The 18,052-nt window shown below is 71.1% G+C and carries 20 protein-coding genes and 1 pseudogene; 7 read left to right on the top strand and 14 right to left on the bottom strand.

What is annotated here, in order from left to right; genetic code table 11:
• Position 1 precedes the first annotated feature (1 nt).
• Together ABD143_RS31985 and ABD143_RS31980 are read left to right on the top strand one after the other, a co-directional pair.
• Complete coding sequence (locus tag ABD143_RS31985; protein ID WP_343985401.1) at positions 2-1,294, top strand: Rv3212 family protein; 1,293 nt, start codon at positions 2-4, stop codon at positions 1,292-1,294.
• A 40-nt stretch (positions 1,295-1,334) separates the two neighbouring features.
• A complete protein-coding gene (locus ABD143_RS31980; RefSeq protein WP_343985399.1) occupies positions 1,335-2,111 on the top strand; it encodes an oxygenase MpaB family protein in 777 nt (258 codons plus the stop codon).
• A gap of 7 nt (positions 2,112-2,118) precedes the next feature.
• On the opposite strand, the gene ABD143_RS31975 is transcribed toward ABD143_RS31980, so the two are convergent.
• Genes ABD143_RS31975 through ABD143_RS31955 form a run of 5 tightly spaced genes read right to left on the bottom strand, consistent with a single transcriptional unit; the run spans position 2,119 to position 4,899 of the window.
• A complete protein-coding gene (locus ABD143_RS31975) occupies positions 2,119-2,412 on the bottom strand; it encodes a hypothetical protein (protein WP_343985397.1) in 294 nt (97 codons plus the stop codon).
• Positions 2,409-3,248 (bottom strand): RecB family exonuclease, encoded by an 840-nt coding sequence (locus ABD143_RS31970; protein ID WP_343985395.1) that lies wholly within the window; start codon positions 3,246-3,248, stop codon positions 2,409-2,411. Before ABD143_RS31970 ends, ABD143_RS31975 begins: the two co-directional genes overlap by 4 nt.
• Before the next feature lie 34 nt (positions 3,249-3,282).
• Positions 3,283-4,155 carry a PHP domain-containing protein gene (locus ABD143_RS31965; RefSeq protein ID WP_343985393.1) on the bottom strand — a complete coding sequence of 291 codons (873 nt, stop codon included), beginning with the start codon at positions 4,153-4,155 and terminating at the stop codon, positions 3,283-3,285.
• Positions 4,156-4,176: 21 nt separating this feature from the next.
• Positions 4,177-4,713: a PH domain-containing protein gene (locus ABD143_RS31960; protein WP_343985391.1), complete on the bottom strand. Its 537-nt coding sequence runs from the start codon at positions 4,711-4,713 to the stop codon at positions 4,177-4,179.
• Positions 4,714-4,719: 6 nt separating this feature from the next.
• Complete coding sequence (locus tag ABD143_RS31955) at positions 4,720-4,899, bottom strand: hypothetical protein (RefSeq protein ID WP_343985389.1); 180 nt, start codon at positions 4,897-4,899, stop codon at positions 4,720-4,722.
• Positions 4,900-4,980: 81 nt separating this feature from the next.
• Between ABD143_RS31955 and ABD143_RS31950 the strand changes: the two genes are divergently transcribed.
• Positions 4,981-5,376 carry an NUDIX hydrolase gene (locus ABD143_RS31950; protein WP_343985387.1) on the top strand — a complete coding sequence of 132 codons (396 nt, stop codon included), beginning with the start codon at positions 4,981-4,983 and terminating at the stop codon, positions 5,374-5,376.
• A gap of 83 nt (positions 5,377-5,459) precedes the next feature.
• Here ABD143_RS31950 and ABD143_RS31945 read toward each other — a convergent pair whose 3' ends face one another.
• Complete coding sequence (locus ABD143_RS31945) at positions 5,460-5,966, bottom strand: MaoC family dehydratase (RefSeq protein ID WP_343985863.1); 507 nt, start codon at positions 5,964-5,966, stop codon at positions 5,460-5,462.
• A 278-nt stretch (positions 5,967-6,244) separates the two neighbouring features.
• Between ABD143_RS31945 and corA the strand changes: the two genes are divergently transcribed.
• Positions 6,245-7,342 (top strand): magnesium/cobalt transporter CorA, encoded by a 1,098-nt coding sequence (gene corA, locus ABD143_RS31940; protein WP_379659959.1) that lies wholly within the window; start codon positions 6,245-6,247, stop codon positions 7,340-7,342.
• 44 nt (positions 7,343-7,386) lie between these two features.
• Positions 7,387-8,316 (top strand): annotated as a pseudogene (locus ABD143_RS31935) (DUF5914 domain-containing protein); the annotation flags it as partial.
• Between the two features lie 38 nt (positions 8,317-8,354).
• Here ABD143_RS31935 and ABD143_RS31930 read toward each other — a convergent pair.
• On the bottom strand, positions 8,355-9,242 hold the full coding sequence (locus ABD143_RS31930; protein ID WP_379659958.1) for an EamA family transporter: 888 nt from the start codon (positions 9,240-9,242) through the stop codon (positions 8,355-8,357).
• Positions 9,243-9,483: 241 nt separating this feature from the next.
• Positions 9,484-10,314, bottom strand: coding sequence for a class I SAM-dependent methyltransferase (locus ABD143_RS31925; RefSeq protein WP_343985383.1), 831 nt, complete (start codon positions 10,312-10,314; stop codon positions 9,484-9,486).
• A gap of 170 nt (positions 10,315-10,484) precedes the next feature.
• Between ABD143_RS31925 and ABD143_RS38385 the strand changes: the two genes are divergently transcribed.
• Positions 10,485-10,619, top strand: coding sequence for a hypothetical protein (locus ABD143_RS38385; protein ID WP_379659957.1), 135 nt, complete (start codon positions 10,485-10,487; stop codon positions 10,617-10,619).
• On the opposite strand, the gene ABD143_RS31915 is transcribed toward ABD143_RS38385, so the two are convergent.
• From ABD143_RS31915 to ABD143_RS31895, 5 genes are all read right to left on the bottom strand, one after another.
• Positions 10,609-11,820: an ABC transporter ATP-binding protein gene (locus tag ABD143_RS31915; protein WP_343985381.1), complete on the bottom strand. Its 1,212-nt coding sequence runs from the start codon at positions 11,818-11,820 to the stop codon at positions 10,609-10,611. The two genes, ABD143_RS38385 and ABD143_RS31915, sit on opposite strands and share 11 nt — an antisense overlap.
• A gap of 4 nt (positions 11,821-11,824) precedes the next feature.
• Positions 11,825-12,661 carry a carbohydrate ABC transporter permease gene (locus ABD143_RS31910; RefSeq protein WP_343985379.1) on the bottom strand — a complete coding sequence of 279 codons (837 nt, stop codon included), beginning with the start codon at positions 12,659-12,661 and terminating at the stop codon, positions 11,825-11,827.
• 1 nt (position 12,662) lies between these two features.
• Positions 12,663-13,628: a carbohydrate ABC transporter permease gene (locus ABD143_RS31905; RefSeq protein ID WP_343985377.1), complete on the bottom strand. Its 966-nt coding sequence runs from the start codon at positions 13,626-13,628 to the stop codon at positions 12,663-12,665.
• Positions 13,628-14,986, bottom strand: a complete 1,359-nt coding sequence (locus tag ABD143_RS31900) for an ABC transporter substrate-binding protein (protein ID WP_343985375.1) — start codon at positions 14,984-14,986, stop codon at positions 13,628-13,630. Before ABD143_RS31900 ends, ABD143_RS31905 begins: the two co-directional genes overlap by 1 nt.
• 154 nt (positions 14,987-15,140) lie before the next feature.
• Entirely contained in the window at positions 15,141-15,659 is a 519-nt protein-coding gene (locus ABD143_RS31895) for a YflT domain-containing protein (RefSeq protein ID WP_343985373.1), read from the bottom strand.
• A 712-nt stretch (positions 15,660-16,371) separates the two neighbouring features.
• On the opposite strand from ABD143_RS31895, the gene ABD143_RS31890 reads away from it, so the two are divergent.
• Complete coding sequence (locus tag ABD143_RS31890; RefSeq protein WP_343985371.1) at positions 16,372-16,746, top strand: STAS domain-containing protein; 375 nt, start codon at positions 16,372-16,374, stop codon at positions 16,744-16,746.
• Between the two features lie 24 nt (positions 16,747-16,770).
• Here the strand turns inward: ABD143_RS31890 and ABD143_RS31885 are convergent, their stop codons facing one another.
• Positions 16,771-17,964, bottom strand: coding sequence for an acyl-CoA dehydrogenase family protein (locus ABD143_RS31885; RefSeq protein ID WP_343985369.1), 1,194 nt, complete (start codon positions 17,962-17,964; stop codon positions 16,771-16,773).
• Positions 17,965-18,052 lie beyond the last annotated feature (88 nt).

Raw genomic sequence — 18,052 nt, 5'->3', positions numbered from 1 at the left:
CGTGCCATCCGACACCCGTGAGCGGTCGGCGCGGCCGCCACGGGAGCGGTCAGCGCAGCTTCCTCCCGAGCGCAGGCGGCGCGGCGACGTCGTCGCCGCCGCCGTGCTCGCGGTGCTCGCGCTCGGCGCCGCGCTGATCCTCTGGCGCACCAGCCCTGAGGTCGCCACCGACTCGGTGCCCGCAGCCGCCCCGATCGCGCCGCCGCCGCCCGCGGCGGGCGTCCCGGCCGGGTTCACCGAGGTCTGGCGCGCGCCCAGCAACGCCACCACCGCGCCGGTTGTGGCCGGACCTGCCGTGGTCACCGCCGACGGCTCACGCGTCTCCGGCCGCGACGCCAGCACCGGGGCGGAGGTCTGGAGCTACACGCGCGACCTGCCGCTGTGCGATACCGCTGCGGCCTTCCCGCAAGCGGACGGCGGACTCGGCCGCGTGATGGCCCTGTACGAAGGCCCGGCCGGCTACTGCAGCGAGCTCACGGCCCTGCGCCCGGACACCGGCGCCAGGGCCGCAGCGGGCAACCCGGACGCCCCGGCGGGGGCGCGGCTGCTCGTCGGCTCATCGTCCCTGGTCACCACGGGCCGGGACTACCTCGAGGTGCTGCGCAGCGACCTCGTCAAGACACTCGAGTACGGCGCCGTGCCCACGCCGGCGGAGCCGGGCCGCCAGCCGCGTTCCGGCTGTGTCTACGGCTCCATGGCGGTCGGCTCGGACCGGCTCGGTGTGATCGAGCGCTGCCCCGGCGAGCCCACCGACCGGCTCACGCTGCTCGCCACCGACGGGAAGGACGGGGCCAACCAGCCGGAAGTGCAGTTCTCCTCGGCTCTCCCCGGCTCCGGCGCAGTGCTGGTCGCGGTCTCCGCCGACCGGGCCGCCGTCGCGCTCCCCGGCCCACCGCGGCTGCTGCTGTTCGACCGGGGCGGCCAGCAGCTCGGCACCGTCCCCCTCGACGTGCCCGCCGCGGACCTGGCCGACCCGCCAGGTGGCTTCTCCGCCGTCACCACTGACGGCGATCGCGTGTACTGGTGGACCGGCAGCCAGACCATCGCCCTCGACGCCACGAACCTTGCCCCGCTCTGGACGCTGCCGAGCGCGCTCGGGCCCGCCGTGACCTATGGCGGCGGCCTGCTCGTGCCCGTGCCCGCGGGGCTCGTCGTGCTCGACGCCGCCACCGCCACCCCGCTCCGGACGATCCCACTCGAGCGTCCGCCCGGCCCGGTCCGGCTCGCCACCGTCGGCGACGTGCTGCTGGAGCAACGCGGTTCCGAGGTCGTCGCCCTGCGGCCGAGCGGGTGATCGAGTGGCAGCCACGGGGCCGGGGTCTCACCCTCGAAGGGTGACCACCGAGGGCTACTTCCCCCGCGGCAGCGCGACCCGCAAGGTCGTCGGCGACCCCGCCGCCCTCATCGGCGGGATCAGCGCCCTGTTCCTCCAAGCTCTGCATCCGCGCGCGATGGCAGGCGTCGACCAGCACTCCTCGTTCCCCGACGACTTCTGGCCGCGCCTGCAGCGCACGGCCGGGTACGTCACCACGATCGCGTTCGCCGACACCGCAAGCGCCGATCGCGCGGCCGCCCGGGTCCGCGCGATCCACCGGCGGGTGCACGGCATCGACCCGGTCACCGGCCGCCACTACGCCGCCGACGACCCCGATCTGCTCCGCTGGGTGCACGTCACCGAGGTCAGCTCCTTGGTGGCGGGCGTACGGCGGCTCTGGCTGATCGACGCCGCCGAGGAGGACCGGTTCCTGGCCGAGCAGGTCACGGCAGGTGGCCTACTCGGTGCCACCGACCTCCCGGCAAGCCGTGCCGAGGTGGATGCCTACTTCGCCGCGGTCCGGCCGGAGCTGGTGGCGAGCCCCGTCGCCATCCGGGCGGCACGGCGCCTCGCGCTGGCCCCGCTACCGCTGCGCGTCGAGCTGCTGACGCCGGCCCGGCCGGTCTGGTCGGCGGTCGCCGCGGTGGCGGTCGGGCTGCTCCCGGGCTGGGCCAAGCAGATGTATGGCATCCCGCAGCTGCCAGGCGCCGGTCCGGCGACGACCGTGGGCCTGGCGACGATCCGAGCGGGCCTGCTGGCAGTGCGCCGCATCAGGGGCGAACATCCCCCCATCTGACGGGGCGTCAGACCAGCCACTGGACCGCCAGCAGCACCGCCGTGATCAGCAGCACCGCCAGGGCCGCCCACACCCCGGGCGCGCCCGGTCTGCGGTCGGCCTGGCGCTGGACCAGCACCGCTGCCACGGCGGCGCCGGCGTGCCAGACCAGCGTGTTCAGGCCGGGGCCCGGCGTGCCGGTCTGCACGGCGACGACCCACGCCCCGACGAGCGCGAGCACCAGCGCGACGAGCCCGCCTGCGAGTACGCCGGAGAACCCTCGCAGCCGCGCGCCCGCCCGGCTGCTGCCGCCGTCCCTCATGGCGCCAGCAGGCCCCACGAGGCCTGCTCCGGGGCGGCCGCCCGGCCTTCAGGGCAGTTGCGGCGCACATCGCACGAGCCGCATCGGGCCGCGGGCCGGGGTGGGAACAGCTCGTCGACATCGCCGCCCGCGGCCAGGGCCTCCCTAGCCGCGTCCAGCTCGGCCGCGGTCTCCTCGGCCCGGCGCACGTGTTCCCGTAGCGAGGCGCTGTCGTGCTCCCACCCGACCACCTCGCCGCTCGGAAGGTGATGCAGCTCCACCTGCCGGCACGAGCGGCGCAGCGTGCGTTCCGTGGCCACTGCGTACAGAGCGAGCGCTTGCGACTCGGCGGCGTCGGCGACCGCAGGCCGGCGGCGGCCCGTCTTGTAGTCGACGATCACCAGTTCGGCGCCACGCCGGTCGATGCGGTCCACCCGGCCCTCGGCGACGATCCGGTCCGTCGCCACCGACACCCACCGCTCCAGCCCGACGGCCTCGGCGTCCGCATCCAGCTCGGCGGCATACTCGGACACCCAGCCGCGGGCGCGCTCCCGGTAGGTCGCGGCCTGCGCGGCGTCGCGGAATCCCTCGCTGGACCAGTAGCGATCGAGGAGGGCAGCGGCCGCACGCGGTGTGCGCTGGTCCGGCGGCAGGTCGAACAGGGCGCGCAGCGCGAGGTGCACCACGGCGCCGAGCGTGCTGTGCGCGTACGCCCCGCCGCGCGGGGGCGGCGGCCGGTCCAGGTACGTCATGCGGAAGCGCCGCGGGCAGTCGGCCCACGCGGCGAGCTTCGACGGGGTGACCCGCACGAGCCGGGTGGTCTCGAAGTCGAACCCGAGTTGCGCACCGCCGTTCATCCAGAGCACGGTAACGCCCCGCGCGCCGACCGGATCAGCCGGTGAGCGTCTCGACGCCCGTGACGGGCGCGAGCAGCTCCTCAAAGGCGTCCGGGGACGTGGTCTCGGCCGCGATCGGGGTGGTCTTGTTGGCGCCGTGGTAGTCGCTCGAGCCAGTGGCGACGAGTCCGGTGTCGGCGGCGAGCGCGCGCAGGAGCTCGCGGTCCTCGGGCGCGTGGTCGGGGTGGTCGACCTCCACACCCGCGAGCCCCGCCGCCGCCAGCTCGGCGATGACCGACGGCTCCACCACACGGCCGCGCTTGCGGGCGAGCGGGTGCGCGAAGACCGTGACGCCCCCGGCCGCCCGCACCATGTCGATCGCCGTTCGCACCGGGGTATCGGCCTTCGGCACGTAGTACGGGCTTCCGTTGTGCAGGAGCTCCGCGAACGCCTCGGTGACGGAACCGACCACACCCGCCGCCACCAGCGCCCGCGCGAGGTGCGGCCGCCCGGCGCTCGCCCCTTCGGGGAGCAGCCGGAACACGGCGTCGATGTCGACGGGGTAGCCGTCGGCGGCCATCTTCCCGATCATCCGGCGCAGCCGGTCCACCCGTTCGAGCCGGAGCCGCTTCTGCTCGGCGACGATCGCGGGGTGGACCGGGTCGAACTGGTAGCCGAGCAGGTGCACGGCGACGTCCCGGTCGCCGCGGCCCGTGGGCGAGACGCACGAGAACTCGGCGCCGCGCACCAGCTGCATACCGGGCGGGAGCGCCGCGGCCGCCGGGGCCCAGCCCGCGGTGGTGTCGTGGTCGGTGATCGCGACGACGTCGAGTCCGGCCGCCGCAGCGACCGCGACCAGCTGCGACGGTGTGTCCGTGCCGTCGGAGGCCGTGGAGTGGGTGTGCAGATCGATCCGGGGGCGGGCCACATCTGAGGCTAGCTCGAAGGGCTACCTGCGCCAGCGGGGCCGGGCCAGCATGCCTGTGGCCCGCGTCTTGCCCTTCTCGCCGAACACCAGCTCGGAGAGCGCCTCGTAGACCTCTTCGGGCTGCGGCATGTAGTCGATCCTGTTGAGCGCCTGGATCTGACCGGCCGACTCGACGATGATCGTGCCGTAGCCGAAGATCCGCCCGCTGAGCGACCGCTGGAACGTGAGGTCGGTTACCTTGCCCAGCGGCATCATGCCCACGCGGTGGGTGACGATGCCCTGAGCCAGCATCATGCGCTTGTCGGTGACGACGATCCGTTCGATCCACCAGAGGATCGTCTGCACCGTGAACCTGACCACGGCCACCAGCGCCAGGTAGAACGCCAGGTTGTCGATGATCACGCTGTCGGGTAGGTACCTCTCGGCGACCACGATGACGAGCAGGAACAGCGCCGTGGACGTGACGTGGTTGAGCATCACTGCCCAGTGCTGGCGCAGCCTGATGACCCTGCGCTCGGTGGGGAGCAGGTACTCGTCGATCTCCCGGGGGGCGAGCACAGCGGTCTATACGACGAGCGCTGTGAAGAACTGGATGACGGACTCAGCGCCGTTGCGCAGCGTGGTACCGATGCTCTGCAGCGAGCCGGCCGCTGTATCCGGCTGCGTGAAGACGAAGAAGAGTAGTAACGCGATCGCGAGCAACCCGACGATCTTCTTGACGTTCACCACAACCCCGATCTGCACATGAGGAGCCCCAGCACCATGATTTGTACCGCACCGGACGCTTCGGCGGTATCCGGCACGCGGGCCGTACGGAGGCGCTTGATGACCCAGGGTAGCCGACTCGTCCCCTGTGTGGGCGCATTGACCTTTGACCCGAACGGGCGATTGCTGTTGGTCCAACGGGCTAACGATCCCGGCCGCGGACTCTGGTCACTGCCCGGCGGACGTGTCGAACCGGGCGAGGACGACGCCGCGGCGCTGGTCCGGGAGATGATCGAGGAGACCGGGCTTGTGGTCGAACCCGGTGCTCTGGTCGGTCGGGTGCGCCGCGGGGCCTACGAGATCGCCGACTACCACTGCACCGTCGTCGGCGGCGTACTGCGCGCGGGCGACGACGCGCTCGACGCCCGCTGGTGCGACGCAGCCGAGTTCGCCGCGCTCCCGCTCGTCACCCTCCTGAGTGAGACGCTCGCCGGCTGGGACGTCCTCCCCCGCTGACTCTGCGCAGCCAGGATGCGCAATTGATCACTGATGCAGCGTAACCACCGGACTTTGTGACCCCGCGGCCTCAGGCCACCCGCTCAGGCCCCCTCCGGGACCGGCCGCCCCGGCTGCTCGCCGCCGCGCGCCTCGCCGTAGGACCGCTTGGGCACCATGACCTTGCGCCGGAACGTGCAGACCACGGTGCCGTCCTGCTTGTAACCGCGCGTCTCGACGTGGACGACGCCGCGGTCGTCCTTGCTCTTCGACTCGGTCTTGCCGAGCACCTCGGTCTCGCCGTAGATGGTGTCGCCGTGGAAGGTCGGCTTGGTGTGCTTGAGCGACTCGACCTCGAGGTTGGCGATGGCCTTGCCGGACACGTCGGGGACCGACATCCCCAGCAGCAGCGAGTAGACGTAGTTGCCGACGACGACGTTGCGCTTGAAGTCGGTGGTCTCCTCCGCGTAGTGCGCGTCCAAGTGCAGCGGGTGGTGGTTCATGGTCAGGAGGCAGAAGAGGTGGTCGTCGTACTCGGTGACCGTCTTGCCCGGCCAGTGCTTGTAGACCGCGCCGACCTCGAACTCCTCGTAGTACCGACCGAACTGCAACGCTGCCGCCTCCATCGCCGATATCCACAGTGGGTGGGGGTAATCTAGCCGCTGGTCGGGCTATCAACCCCCCATCGCGAGATGGCCCTGAGCACAGCTCGATCCGGCAGGACCCACCAGCGAGGGAGGTGAGCGCGGTGCCTAAGGCACCCGGTTGCAGTAGTCGCCGCGTTCCCGACACGGCGACCTGACGGTCTCCCCGGTCGGGGAACGCGAGTTACACGCCCGCGCCGCAGCAGTGCTCGGCGCGTCCCCGACCGAACTCCTGGAGGTACCCCGTGCCGCCGCTGTCCTCGCTCCGGCCCGCCATCCGCGCCGCCAACCGGCACTCGGTGCGGGGCACCGAGTCACTGCTCCCCAAGCTTCATGTCCCGATCTCCGCGTACGTCGTGGACTGCGCCGTGTACGCCGACGGCAAGCGGCTCGCAGGCCGCTGGACGCACGAGCGCGCGCTCGCGGAGGTGCGCGGGCGGGCCGACGCGTTCGTGTGGATCGGCCTGCACGAGCCCGACGAGGAGCAGATCACCGGCATCGCCGACGTCTTCGGCCTGCACGAGCTCGCCGTGGAGGACGCCGTTCACGCGCATCAGCGCCCCAAGCTGGAGCGCTACGCCGACATGCTGTTCATGGTGCTGAAGACGGTGCGCTACGTCGGGAAGTCAGGCAGGTCGGCGGAGCACGAGATCGTCGAGACCGGCGAGATCATGGCGTTCGTCGGCGCCGACTTCGTGATCACCGTGCGGCACGGCGAGCACTCGTCGCTTCGCGACGTGCGCTGCGAGCTGGAGGCCGACCCAGAACAGCTCGCCCTGGGCCCGGCGGCGGTGCTGCACGCCATCGCCGACCACGTCGTCGACTCCTACCTCGCCGTCACCGAGGCCATCGAGAACGACATCGACGAGATGGAGGCCGAGGTGTTCGCGCCCCGGTCGAACGTCGACTCCGAGCAGATCTACGTGATGAAGCGCGAGGTGCTGGAGCTGCGGCGCGCGGTGGTGCCGCTCGGCGGGCCGGTGCGCAAGCTCACCGAGGGCTACAGCTCGCTCGTGCCCCACGAGGTGCGGTCGTACTTCCGCGACGTCGACGACCACATGGTCACCGTCACCGAGCGGATCGCGGGCTTCAACGAGCTGCTCACCACGCTGGTCGACGCAGCGCTCGCAAAGATCACCATGCGGCAGAACAACGACATGCGCAAGATCACCGCGTACGTCGCGATCATCTCGGTGCCCACCATGATCGCCGGGATCTACGGCATGAACTTCGACTCGATGCCCGAGCTGCACTGGAGCTTCGGCTATCCGCTGATCTGGATGGTGATCATCGTGATCTGTCTGACGCTCTTCCGGGTGTTCCGCCGCAACGAGTGGCTCTGAGCGTTCGGCTCGCCGAGGCGCCGGCACCGTCCTAGCCTGGGCGGATGAAGGAGCGCCGCCCGGTCAACCCGCTGCGCGTGCTGCGGCGCACGCCGTGGGCGAGACAGCGGCCGACGTGGGCGGCCGCCAGGCCGTCCCTCATCAGTGGCGCGTTGCAGCGGGCGCGGGCGCGCCCGACCGGCGGGTGGCACGTGCTGGCCGGCAGCCGCGAGGTGCGGCCGGGCCGGGCGTTCGGGCGGGTCGTCGCGGGGCGCGAACTGGTGGCCTGGCGCGACGCGGCCGGCGGGCTGCACGTCGGCCCCGGCGCCTGCCCGCACCTGGGCGCCGCGCTGTGCGATGCCCCGGTGCACGAGGGCAACATCGTGTGCCGGTGGCACGGGATGGTGCTCGGCGCGAGCGGCCGCCCTGGCTGGCGCCCGCTCCCCGCCCACGACGACGGCGTGCTCGCCTGGGTGCGCCTCGACGAGACCGCCGAGGAGGGGCCGACCGACCTCCCCGTGCTGGGCCCACGTCCCGAGCACCAGGGCGTGGCCGCCGTCGCCACCGTGATCGGGCGGTGCCAGCCGGAGGACGTGATCGCCAACCGGCTCGACCCCTGGCACGGCGCCTGGTTCCACCCGTACTCGTTCACCGCCTTGCAGGTGATCAGCGTCCCGCCGCCGGATCGGGCGACGGCACCCGCCGAGGACCGGTTCCTCGTCGAGGTGACGTTCACGATCGGGAAGCGGCTCGGGGTGCCGGTCCGCGCCGAGTTCAGCTGCCCGGACGCGCGCACGGTCACGATGGAGATCGTGGACGGCGAAGGCGCCGGGAGTGTCGTCGAGACACACGCGACGCCCCTGCGCCCCGGCCCGGACGGCCTGCCACGCACCGCCGTGATCGAGGCGGTGGTGGCGCATTCCGACCGTCCGGGCTTCGAGCACGTGCGGCGCGTCGCGGGAGCGCTGCGCCCGCTCGTCGGCCTGGCCGCCCGCAGGCTCTGGCGCGACGACATCGCCTACGCCGAGCGCCGCTACGCGCTCCGGGCCGCCGGCACGAGCGCCACGCCGAGCAGCAGCCCGCCTGCGACCCCGGCCACACCGAGCCGCTCGCCGAGCAGCAGCGCCGCCAGCACGGCCGCAGTCAACGGTTCGAGAAGTGCCATCAGCACCCCGACGCCCGCCGACGCCGAGCGCAGCCCGCGGAAGTAGCACGTGTAGGCCACGGCCGTCGGGACCAGGGCGAGCGCGACGAGCAGGGCGATCGACCGCGCGTCGACGGCGAACCCGACCCCGGCTGTCGCGGCGGCGACCGGGAGCAGCACCGCGCCGCCGATCGTGAACCCGAGGCCCGTCGTCGTCGCCGCGTCGAGGCCGGGGACGGGTCGGGCGGCGAGCAGCGTCATCACGGAGAACCCGGCAGCGGCGAGCAGTGCGAACGCCGAACCTGCGAGCAGGGCGCCCGCACCCGGGGCGGCGGGACCGTCCGCCGGCAGCCCGACGAGCAGCGCGAGGCCGAGCAGCGCCGGCGCCACCGCCCCGAGCTGCCGCCGACCGGCATGCCGCCGCCTGACGAGCAGCACGAGCACGGGCGACGACCCGATCGTGACGAGGGTGGCGAGGCTCACCGACGTCAGCGAGACGGCGGTGAAGTAGGAGACCTGGAAGAGGGCAGCCAGCAGCCCCGTGGCGGCGATCCGCCGCCACGCGGCCCCGCCCCGGGGCAACACACTGCCGTTGACCAACAGGTATCCGACGATCAGCAGACCGCCGACGCCGAGCCGGTAGGTCGCGACGGCGAGTGGGGAGAGTCCGGCTGCAGCACCGAACAGGCTGCCGAGCAGCCCGCCGGTGCCCCAGAGAACTCCGGCCACGATGAGGAACGACACCCCGGAGACGGGGGTGGTGCGAAGGGTGGGCACGAGTGGATCGCTCCTGCGACGAGAGGGATGAGGTCGCGGAAGCGGAGCCATGCCGAACAGCGGCGCGCAGACCGGCGCGCCGTGAGTGGGATCCCGCAGGTGTCAGCCGGCTCCGCTAGGAGGGTGGCGGCGGGGTGATCGGGAACATGCGATGCACGCCCCCAGGCTAACGGCAGCCGAGACCGCCTGGTTGTGGGGACGAGTGCGCCCACCCAGGCACGCGGAACCGGGGGGCGCCGGGTCAGGTGGGCCGGATCACGGGGATGCCGTCGACCGGCGTCGCCGCCTCCGTGTCCACGTCGTCGTATGCCTCCGCGACCCGCGGCGTCGCCACAGCCTCCACCGCCGGCCTGCGCCCGAGGAACGTGTGGACGATGTGCTGCTCCCAGCCGGGCACCGTCTGCACGCGGACGTCCTCGAACTCCGCGGCCTCCATGCGCTTCCTCATGGCCGCCACACCGTCGAACCGCAGGACGCTGCGCCACAGGTAGCGGTAGAGGTCGCCGGAGCCCGCGCGGATGCGGCCCATCGGGATGATCACGCCCCAGCAGACCAGCGTCCACACCGTGCGGCTGCGCAGCGAGTCGCGCACCGAGTACTCGTGGATCGCGATGGGCGCCCCGGGTCGCAGCAGCCGATGGAACTGCCGGAGCGCCGCGTCCTGGTGCACGAGGTTGCGCAGGAGGTAGGCCGCGAAGATCCCGTCGTACGGGCCGACGATCCCGTTCATGGCCAGGTTCTCCGCGTTGCCGTGCACGAACCGGACGGTCGTCGGCCAGATCTTGCGGCGCGCCTGGGCGAGCATCTCGTCCGAGGCGTCGACGGCGGTGATCTCGGCCTCGGGGGCCACCTCGAGCAGCGCGGCGGTCGAGGCTCCGGTGCCGCAGCCGAGGTCGAGCAGCTTCAGCCCGGCGCCGCGGTTCGGTAGTCCCATCCGCCTCGCGGACATCCGTAGATGCTCGTGGTAGCCGGGGTTCGCTCCGACGAGCTTGTCGTAGGTCTTCGCGTGGGCGTCGAAGGACCGCGGGGCTCCACCGCGCTCGATCCGCCCTGGCTTGACAGGGGGGCTCACGTTCGCATCCTCGCGCATCTGGCGCGTCCCGTCGCGCCCCCATACGCCGGCCTGATGATCGGAACCGACCCATCGGGTGACGACGGCGGGCCGGCCGACCGGATACCTGCGCGGTAGCCGGGTCCGCGACGGGTTTCCCGGCAGCCGACGCCGAACACGACTTCCTTCGCGTGTGGCGCAGTCAGGTGCTCTCCCAGCGCGGGGTGGTGGCCAGGCGCTGGTACTCCGAGGAGTTCCGCCCGGTGGTGCGCCTGCTCGCGCAGGCCGACCTCGTCGACCGCACCGAGGCGGAGGTCACGGAGTAGCGGACACCGCGGCGGGCTGCTCCCGCGCGGTCAGGTTCTTGCCGCTCGCCGGGTCGAAGACCTGGATCTTCAGGGTGTCCACCCAGACCTGCATCGGCTCGCCCTCCGCCGCCCCCGAGGCCGCCGAGAGCCGGGTGACGATCTGGCCGGTGTCGCCGCCGGGGACGTCCGCGGTGCCCGCGTCGGCGGCGAGGTCGGCGAGGTCGTCGGACACCGCCTGCTCGCCCTCCACGGAGAAGTACGCGAACTTGTCCGAGCCCATGGACTCCAGCACGTCGACCTCGGCCGTGAACATCGCGCCGCGGTCGCGCTGGTGGTCCTCGACGAGCGCGGCGTCCTCGAAGTTCTCCGGGCGCAGGCCCATGATCACCTCGCGCGGGGCGTCGCCCGCCTCGAGCATTTGGCGCAGCTCGTCGGCGAGGGGCAGATCGCCGAGCGCCGTGCGGAACACCCCGTCCTCCAGCCGGGCCGGCAGGAAGTTCATGGCGGGCGAGCCGATGAACCCGGCGACGAACAGGTTGGCCGGGGTGTCGTAGAGCGTCTGCGGCGAGCCGATCTGCTGCACCACCCCGCCGCGCATGACGACGATCCGGTCGCCGAGCGTCATGGCCTCGGTCTGGTCGTGGGTGACGTACACGGTGGTGGTCTCCAGCCGCTGCTGCAGCTTCGACACCATCGTGCGCATCTGTACGCGGAGCTTGGCGTCCAGGTTGGACAGCGGCTCGTCCATCAGGAACGCCTTCGGGCTGCGCACGATCGCGCGGCCCATCGCCACCCGTTGACGCTGGCCGCCGGACATGTTGGCCGGCTTGCGGTCCAGGTGGTTGGTGAGGTCGAGGATCTGGGCCGCCTCCTCGACCTTGCGGTTGATCTCGGCCTTGTCCACCTTCGCCAGCTTGAGCGGGAAGCCCATGTTCTCCCGCACCGTCATGTGCGGGTACAGCGCGTAGGACTGGAAGACCATCGCGATGTCGCGGTCCTTCGGCGCCTTCTCGTTGACGCGCTCGCCGCCGATGCGCAGTTCCCCCTCGGTGATGTCCTCGAGGCCGGCGATCATGTTGAGCGCCGTCGACTTCCCGCAGCCCGACGGGCCGACGAGGATGATGAACTCGCCGTCGGCGATCTCGAAGCTCACGTCGTTGACGCCGACCGTGCCATCGGGGTAGCGCTTGGTGATGTGGTCCAGAACGATGTCAGCCACTGTTTCAGCCCTTCACTGCGCCGGAGGTCAGGCCGGCGACGATGCGCCGCTGGAAGAACAGCACGAAGAAGATGATCGGAATCGTCAGCAATACCGCCGCCGCGGCGATCGACCCGGTCGGTTCGGCGAACTCACTGGCCCCCGTGAAGTTCGCGATCGCGACGGGGGCGGTCTGCGAGCGTTCGGTAGAGGTCAGCGAGATCGCGAACAGGAAGTCGTTCCAGCAGAAGATGAAGACCAGGATGGCGGTGGTGAACACGCCCGGAGCGGCCAGCGGCACGATCACCGACCGGAACGCCTGCAACGGCGTGGCGCCGTCCATCTTGGCCGCCTTCTCCAGCTCCCACGGGATCTCGCGGAAGAACGCGGAGAGCGTGTAGATCGCCAGCGGTAGCGAGAACGTGATGTACGGGATTATCAGGCCGGGCCAGGTGTCGAACAGCCCGATCGACCGCTCGATGTCGAACAGCGGGCTCACCAGCGAGATCGGCGGGAACATCGCGATCAGCAGCGAGATCCCCACCAGCAGGCCCTTGCCCGGGAACCGCAGCCGCGCGATCGCGTACGCCGCCATCGTGCCGATCACCACGGCGAGCACCGTCGCGATGAGGGCGATCCCGATCGAGTTGATGAGGGCACTCGTGAAGAGCGAGACCCCGAACACCTGCGTGTAGTTCTCCCACGTCCACTCGCGCGGGATGAAGTTGCCGTCGTTGATGGTGCTCGCCGGCTTGAACGACAGGCTGACGATCCACAACACCGGGATGAGCGCGTAGAGCAGCACGAGCGTGTTGGCCACCGCCCACTTGCTCTTGGCGGCTCCGGTCGTCGCGACGGCCATCTCAGCGCCTCCCCTCCGGGTCGGAGCCCGGCGCCGCGGCGCCGAACAGCTTGATGAAGATGAAGGCGATGAGTGCCACTGCGATGAAGATGAGCACGCTGATCGCCGAGCCGATGCCGAGGTTGAACGCCCGGAAGAGGTTGTTGTACCCGAGCATCGACACCGACCCGGTGCCGTTCGACCCCTGCGTCAGGATGTAGATGTTGTCGAAGATCCGGAACGCGTCGAGCGTGCGGAAGAGCAGCGCCACGAGGATCGCCGGCTTCATCATCGGCAGGATGATCTGCGTCAGCCGCTGCCACGGCCCGGCGCCGTCCACCTGCGCGGCCTTGAGCAAGTCGTCCGGCACCAATGCGAGGCCGGCCAGCAGCAGCAGGGCCATGAACGGGGTGGTCTTCCAGACCTCGGCCAGGATGATGACCGCGATGGCCGAGCCCCACTCGGTGAGCGGCGCGCTCCCCTCCGGCAGCATCGCGGCCAGATAGCCGACGTCCGGCGTCCAGGCGAACTGCCAGCTGAACGCCGCGACGACCGTGACGATGCCGTACGGGATGAGCACGACGGTGCGGGTGAGCCCGCGGCCGATGATCGTCCGGTGCATCACGAGCGCGAGCGCGAGGCCGAGCACGAACTCGATGGCCACCGACACCACCGTGATCAACAGCGTCACGCCGAACGCGCTCCACCAGTACCCCGACGACAGCACCACGGCGTAGTTGGCGAGACCGGCGAACGCCTGGTCGTCGGGGAAGCGCAGGTCGTACCGCTGCAACGACAGCCAGATCGCGTAGCCGATCGGGTAGGCCGTGACGGCCACCATGATCAGCACAGCCGGGGCGCAGAGCAGGAACGCGAGTTTCCGCTCCGCGCGTGCCCCCTCCGACAGCGGAGGTTTCCCCGCCCGGTTCGCCCGCCGGAGGGTCGCGCGCTCGGCCTCAGTCGCCGGCGCCGTGCTCTGAACAGCCATCAGGGCACCAGTCCTTCCGAGTTGACGGCCCGCTGCACCTGGTCGGCGAGCTGCGGCACGATCGTGTCCGGGTTGATCGAGGCGGGCGGGTTGAGCAGGTCGGCGAGCACGATCGAGATGCTCTGGTACGCCGGGGTCTTCGGCCGGACGCTCGCGTTCTCCAGCGAGTCCCGGATCGCCTCCCACGCGGGATACTCCTGCTGGAACGACAGGTCGTCGTAGAGCGCGGCGAGCGTCGGTGGCACGCCGCCCTCGGTGGCGTTGTGCAGCTGGTTCTCCCGGTTGCGCAGGCATTGCACGGCCTCGAACGCCAGGTCCTGGTGCCGCGAGGTGGTGCTGACACCGAGGTTGAGGCCGCCGATCGTCACCGTGGCCGGCCGGTTCGGGTCCACGCGGGGGTAGGGCGCCCAGGCGAAGACGTCGGCCACGCGCCGCCCGGTGTCCTGCGTGGTCGGCCTGCCCTGCTCGTCGATAAACGTGCCGCCGCCCCCGCCGTCCGGTGGCGGGGTGTTGATCGAGGCGTTGACGAACGGGTAGTTGACCTGGAACGCGGCCGTGCCCGCCTCCATCGCGAGCCTGCCGTCGTTCTCCTTGGCCACCGACAAGGACGGGTCGGAGGCGGGCGACGCCGCCACCCGCTGCATGATCGACACGGCCTGGCGGGCGGCGGGGCCCTTGTCGACGAGCACGTCGCCGTTCTCGGAAACGAGCTGGCCGCCTGCGCTGGTGAGCAGCGTGTTGAACCAGACGGACAGGCCCTCGTACTGCGCGCCCTGCACCTCGATGTAGGACGGCAGCCCCCGCTGGTGCAGCTCCTCCGACCGCCGGATCATCTCGTCCCAGGTGGCGGGCGGGGTGGGCGAGAGGTCGGTGCGATACCAGAGCAACTGGGTGTTGGTGTTGAGCGGCGCGGCCCACAACCGGTCCTTGTAAGTGCCGGTCTCATAGGCGCCCTGGAGCGTTCCCTGCTGGATCTCACGGGCGACGTCCTCGGGGAAGGGCGCGATCCAGCCCGCCTCCGCGAACTCCGCGGTCCAGGTGACGTCGATGCCGACGATGTCGACGGCCGGATCACCCGCGACGAGCCGGCGGGCAAGCTGCAGGCGCTGGTCGTCCGCGGCCTTGGGCAGCGTCTGCTGGACGACGGAGTAGCGGCCGCCGGCTGCGTTGGTGCAGGCCTCGGCGGCGGCGGCGTACCCGCTCGCGTTGTCGGCGGGCGTGTAGAAGTTCAGGACGGGTGGGCCGGAGGCTGCGGAGCCGCAGCCGGCCAGCGCGGCGGCCGCAAGGAGCGCGCACGCGGCCGCGACGAGTGGCCGCCCGGCGCGCCGCCGCGACAACGGATGGACCGGTGCCCGCATGACGCCCCCCGTTCCGAGCGCGCGGTCGGGGCCGCGCCGCCCACAGGTGTGATGCCGGTCACGGTCAGTGCCGGTGATCCGAACCTATGCGCGTCAGCTCCGAGCCGCAATCGCTGGCCCGAGGGGGTGACTGGAATGAGATGTGCGTGGCCCGTCAGGCCGGGGAGTTGCCCATCGCCAGTTTCGCGAGCAGCTCGCGCGCCTTCTCGGCGTTGCGCGGCTGGCACAGGACGTCGTAGCGGCCGGCCACGAGCTGGCTGGCGGAGGTGAAGTCGCGCCTCCCCCTCGTGGCGCCGTACCCGACGGCGGCGAAGACAATTCCGAAGACCACGCCGCTCGCGAGGCCGACCAGGATCGGCCCGAACGACGAGCCACCGGCCGTGAAGAGGCTGAGCAGCAGGCCAACGAAGAGACCGAACCAGGCACCGGACGCGGCACCGGAACCGATGGCCCGGCCCCAGGTCAGGCGGCCGATGACCCGCTCGACGAGCATGAGGTCGACGCCGACGATCGTGACGTCACGAACCGGGAAGTCGGCGTCGGCGAGGTGGTCCACCGCCCGCTGCGCCTCCTCGTATGTGGCGTAGGAGCCGACCGGCCACCCGGTGGGCGGGGTGGGCAAGTTGGACGGACCGGGCGCGGTGCGCGCGGGGCCGCCGAACGGTGATGTCACGGGGCCTCCTCATTCCTCGACGTCGGGACTCCTGAAACTCAGGCGTCCACATCATGTCAACGCAGGTACCAGGGACGAAGTGCCCGTACCGGCGATCATCACACGAATCCGGTGGAGAAGCTGCGGCACCGGCCCCGGTCGCGCGGTAAGCCACGTGATCGGATTGCCGGTTCTCTCGCGTGGCGCCGGATTGGCGGACCTGGCCCATCGCCCGCCGCCTACCGCCAGTAAGCGACGCGGCCGTCCAGCGGCTTCGGTCACCCGGGCAGCGTAACCTGCGCAAACGCGCTGTCGCGGTCCGATAACAACGTTCCCTCGTACGGACGTAGCCGTGCACCCCGGGCGGCCGGTACTTGTGTAACCACCGCTCCAGACCCCGGCGGAGACCAATCCACATAAATGCGCCGGGCCGTCAGGTTGTCGTGATTATCCCGGCGGGGAGCGAGGTGAACATGTGCACAGGCGTCGGCCGATCGCCGCAGCAGCCTTCGGCACCACCCCGACCGCCCACACCCGTACGCAGACCATCCGTCGCAGGCTGCACCAACTCCGAGCCGCCCGCGCATTGAGCGCGCCATGAGCTCGCACCTCGCAGGCTGGGGAGCACTGCGAGGTGCCGCCCGCCGTACCGGTCCCGGCGAGGGGGCCGGGACCGGTACGGCACGACTCCCTCCACATGTCGAAGGGGACGCGTGATGGTTGGTGATGTGGGATGACAGGTGCATCGGCAGTCGTGGACGTACGGCTGCACGCACCGATACCTGACGTCGTGGTGGTCCGCGTGAGCGGTCGATTGGACGACGGGGCAGCAGCCCCGGTGCTCGTCCGGCGGGTCGACCAGCAGCTCGGCCGGGCGCGCCATGTCGTGATCGACCTGCAGGACGTGCAGTTTCTGGACTGGCAGTTCCTAGAGCTGCTGCGGGCCGCGCACACGCGTGCCGTCGCGGTGGGAGCGCAGCTGCACGTGTCGGCGGAACACCAAGGGGTGCGCCGATTGCTTCGGTCGAGCGGGCTGGACCAGCTCGTCCAGGTGTGCCCCGCGGCCGAGATGGTCGTGGCCGGGCTCATAGGCGCCGCCCGGCCATGATGACCCCTGGCGTGTTGCAGGACGTCAGCGTGACTTGTACTCCCTCAGCAACCCGCGGCTGATGATCGTCTTCTGGATCTCCGAGGTGCCCTCGCCGATCAGCAGGAACGGTGCCTCGCGCATGAGCCGCTCGATCTCGTACTCCTTGGAGTATCCGTAGCCGCCGTGGATGCGGAAGGCATCCTGCGTGACCTCCGCGCAGTACTCGCTGGCCAGCAGCTTGGCCATGCCGGCCTCAACGTCGAACCGCTCGCCGGAGTCCTTCATCCGCGCGGCGTTGACCATCATGAGGTGCGCCGCCTCGACCTTGGTGGCCATCTCGGCGAGCTTGAACGCGATGGCCTGGTGCTCGGCGATCGGCTTGCCGAACGTGCTGCGCTGCTGCGCGTACTCCACGGCGAGCTCGAAGGCGCGGATCGAGATGCCGCAGGCGCGGGCGGCGACGTTGACCCGCCCGACCTCGACGCCGTCCATCATCTGGGCGAAGCCGCCGCCACGCACGCCGCCGAGGATCTGGGCTGCCGGCACGCGGTGGCCCTTGAAGACCAGCTCAGTGGTGTCGACGCCCTTGTAGCCCATCTTGTCGATCTTGCCGGGCACGATCAGCCCCGGCGCGACCTCGCCGTAGCCCTCGGGCTTGTCCACGAGGAAGCAGGTGAGGTTCTTGTGGGCCCGCTCGGCGCCCTCGTCCGTGCGCACGAGCACCGCCGTCAGGTTGGACGTGCCACCGTTCGTGACCCACATCTTGGCGCCGTCGATGACGAAGTCGTCGCCGTCCGCCACGGCCTTCGTCTTGATGGCGGCGACGTCGGAGCCGAGGTCGGGCTCGGACATCGAGAACGAGCCCCGCACCTCCCCTACCGCCATCTGCGGCAGGTAGCGCTCCTTCTGCTCCTGCGTGGCGTGGTGGGCGATCATGTGGGCCACGATGAAGTGCGTGTTGATCACGCCGGACACGCTCATCCAGCCGCGGGCGATCTGCTCGACGACCAGCGCGTAGGTCAGCAGCGACTCGCCCAGCCCGCCGAACTCCTCCGGGATCGTGAGCCCGAACAGGCCCATCTCCTTCATCCCGTCGACGATGTCCTGTGGGTAGGTGTCGTCATGCTCGAGCGCGGTCGCGTGGGGGATGATCTCCTTGTCCACGAAGGTGCGGACAGTGGACAGGATCTCCTGCTGGACGTCGGTGAGACCGGCGGTCTGGGCGAGCTTCGCCATCGTGCTCCTCCTGCAGGCATCAATATCCCGGCGCTGGGCTGCTGACGGAGTATCCCTCGCGATTGGCATACTTAGCAGCGCGCGGCCT

The sequence above is a fragment of the Pseudonocardia aurantiaca genome, assembly GCF_039526725.1.
Taxonomy (GTDB): domain Bacteria; phylum Actinomycetota; class Actinomycetes; order Mycobacteriales; family Pseudonocardiaceae; genus Pseudonocardia; species Pseudonocardia aurantiaca.
The sequence above is the reverse complement of the archived record's forward strand: the minus strand, read 5'-3'. Positions and strand labels throughout refer to the sequence as shown.

Bases quoted from the DNA above. Each gene is read 5' to 3' on its own strand.
- ABD143_RS31975 (WP_343985397.1), bottom strand. From the start codon at position 2,412: ATGAGGGACGGCGGCAGCAGCCGGGCGGGCGCGCGGCTGCGAGGGTTC.
- ABD143_RS31970 (WP_343985395.1), bottom strand. From the start codon at position 3,248: ATGAACGGCGGTGCGCAACTCGGGTTCGACTTCGAGACCACCCGGCTC.
- ABD143_RS31950 (WP_343985387.1), top strand. From the start codon at position 4,981: ATGACCCAGGGTAGCCGACTCGTCCCCTGTGTGGGCGCATTGACCTTT.
- ABD143_RS31910 (WP_343985379.1), bottom strand. From the start codon at position 12,661: ATGGCCGTCGCGACGACCGGAGCCGCCAAGAGCAAGTGGGCGGTGGCC.
- ABD143_RS31905 (WP_343985377.1), bottom strand. From the start codon at position 13,628: ATGGCTGTTCAGAGCACGGCGCCGGCGACTGAGGCCGAGCGCGCGACC.
- ABD143_RS31900 (WP_343985375.1), bottom strand. From the start codon at position 14,986: ATGCGGGCACCGGTCCATCCGTTGTCGCGGCGGCGCGCCGGGCGGCCA.
- ABD143_RS31890 (WP_343985371.1), top strand. From the start codon at position 16,372: ATGACAGGTGCATCGGCAGTCGTGGACGTACGGCTGCACGCACCGATA.
- ABD143_RS31885 (WP_343985369.1), bottom strand. From the start codon at position 17,964: ATGGCGAAGCTCGCCCAGACCGCCGGTCTCACCGACGTCCAGCAGGAG.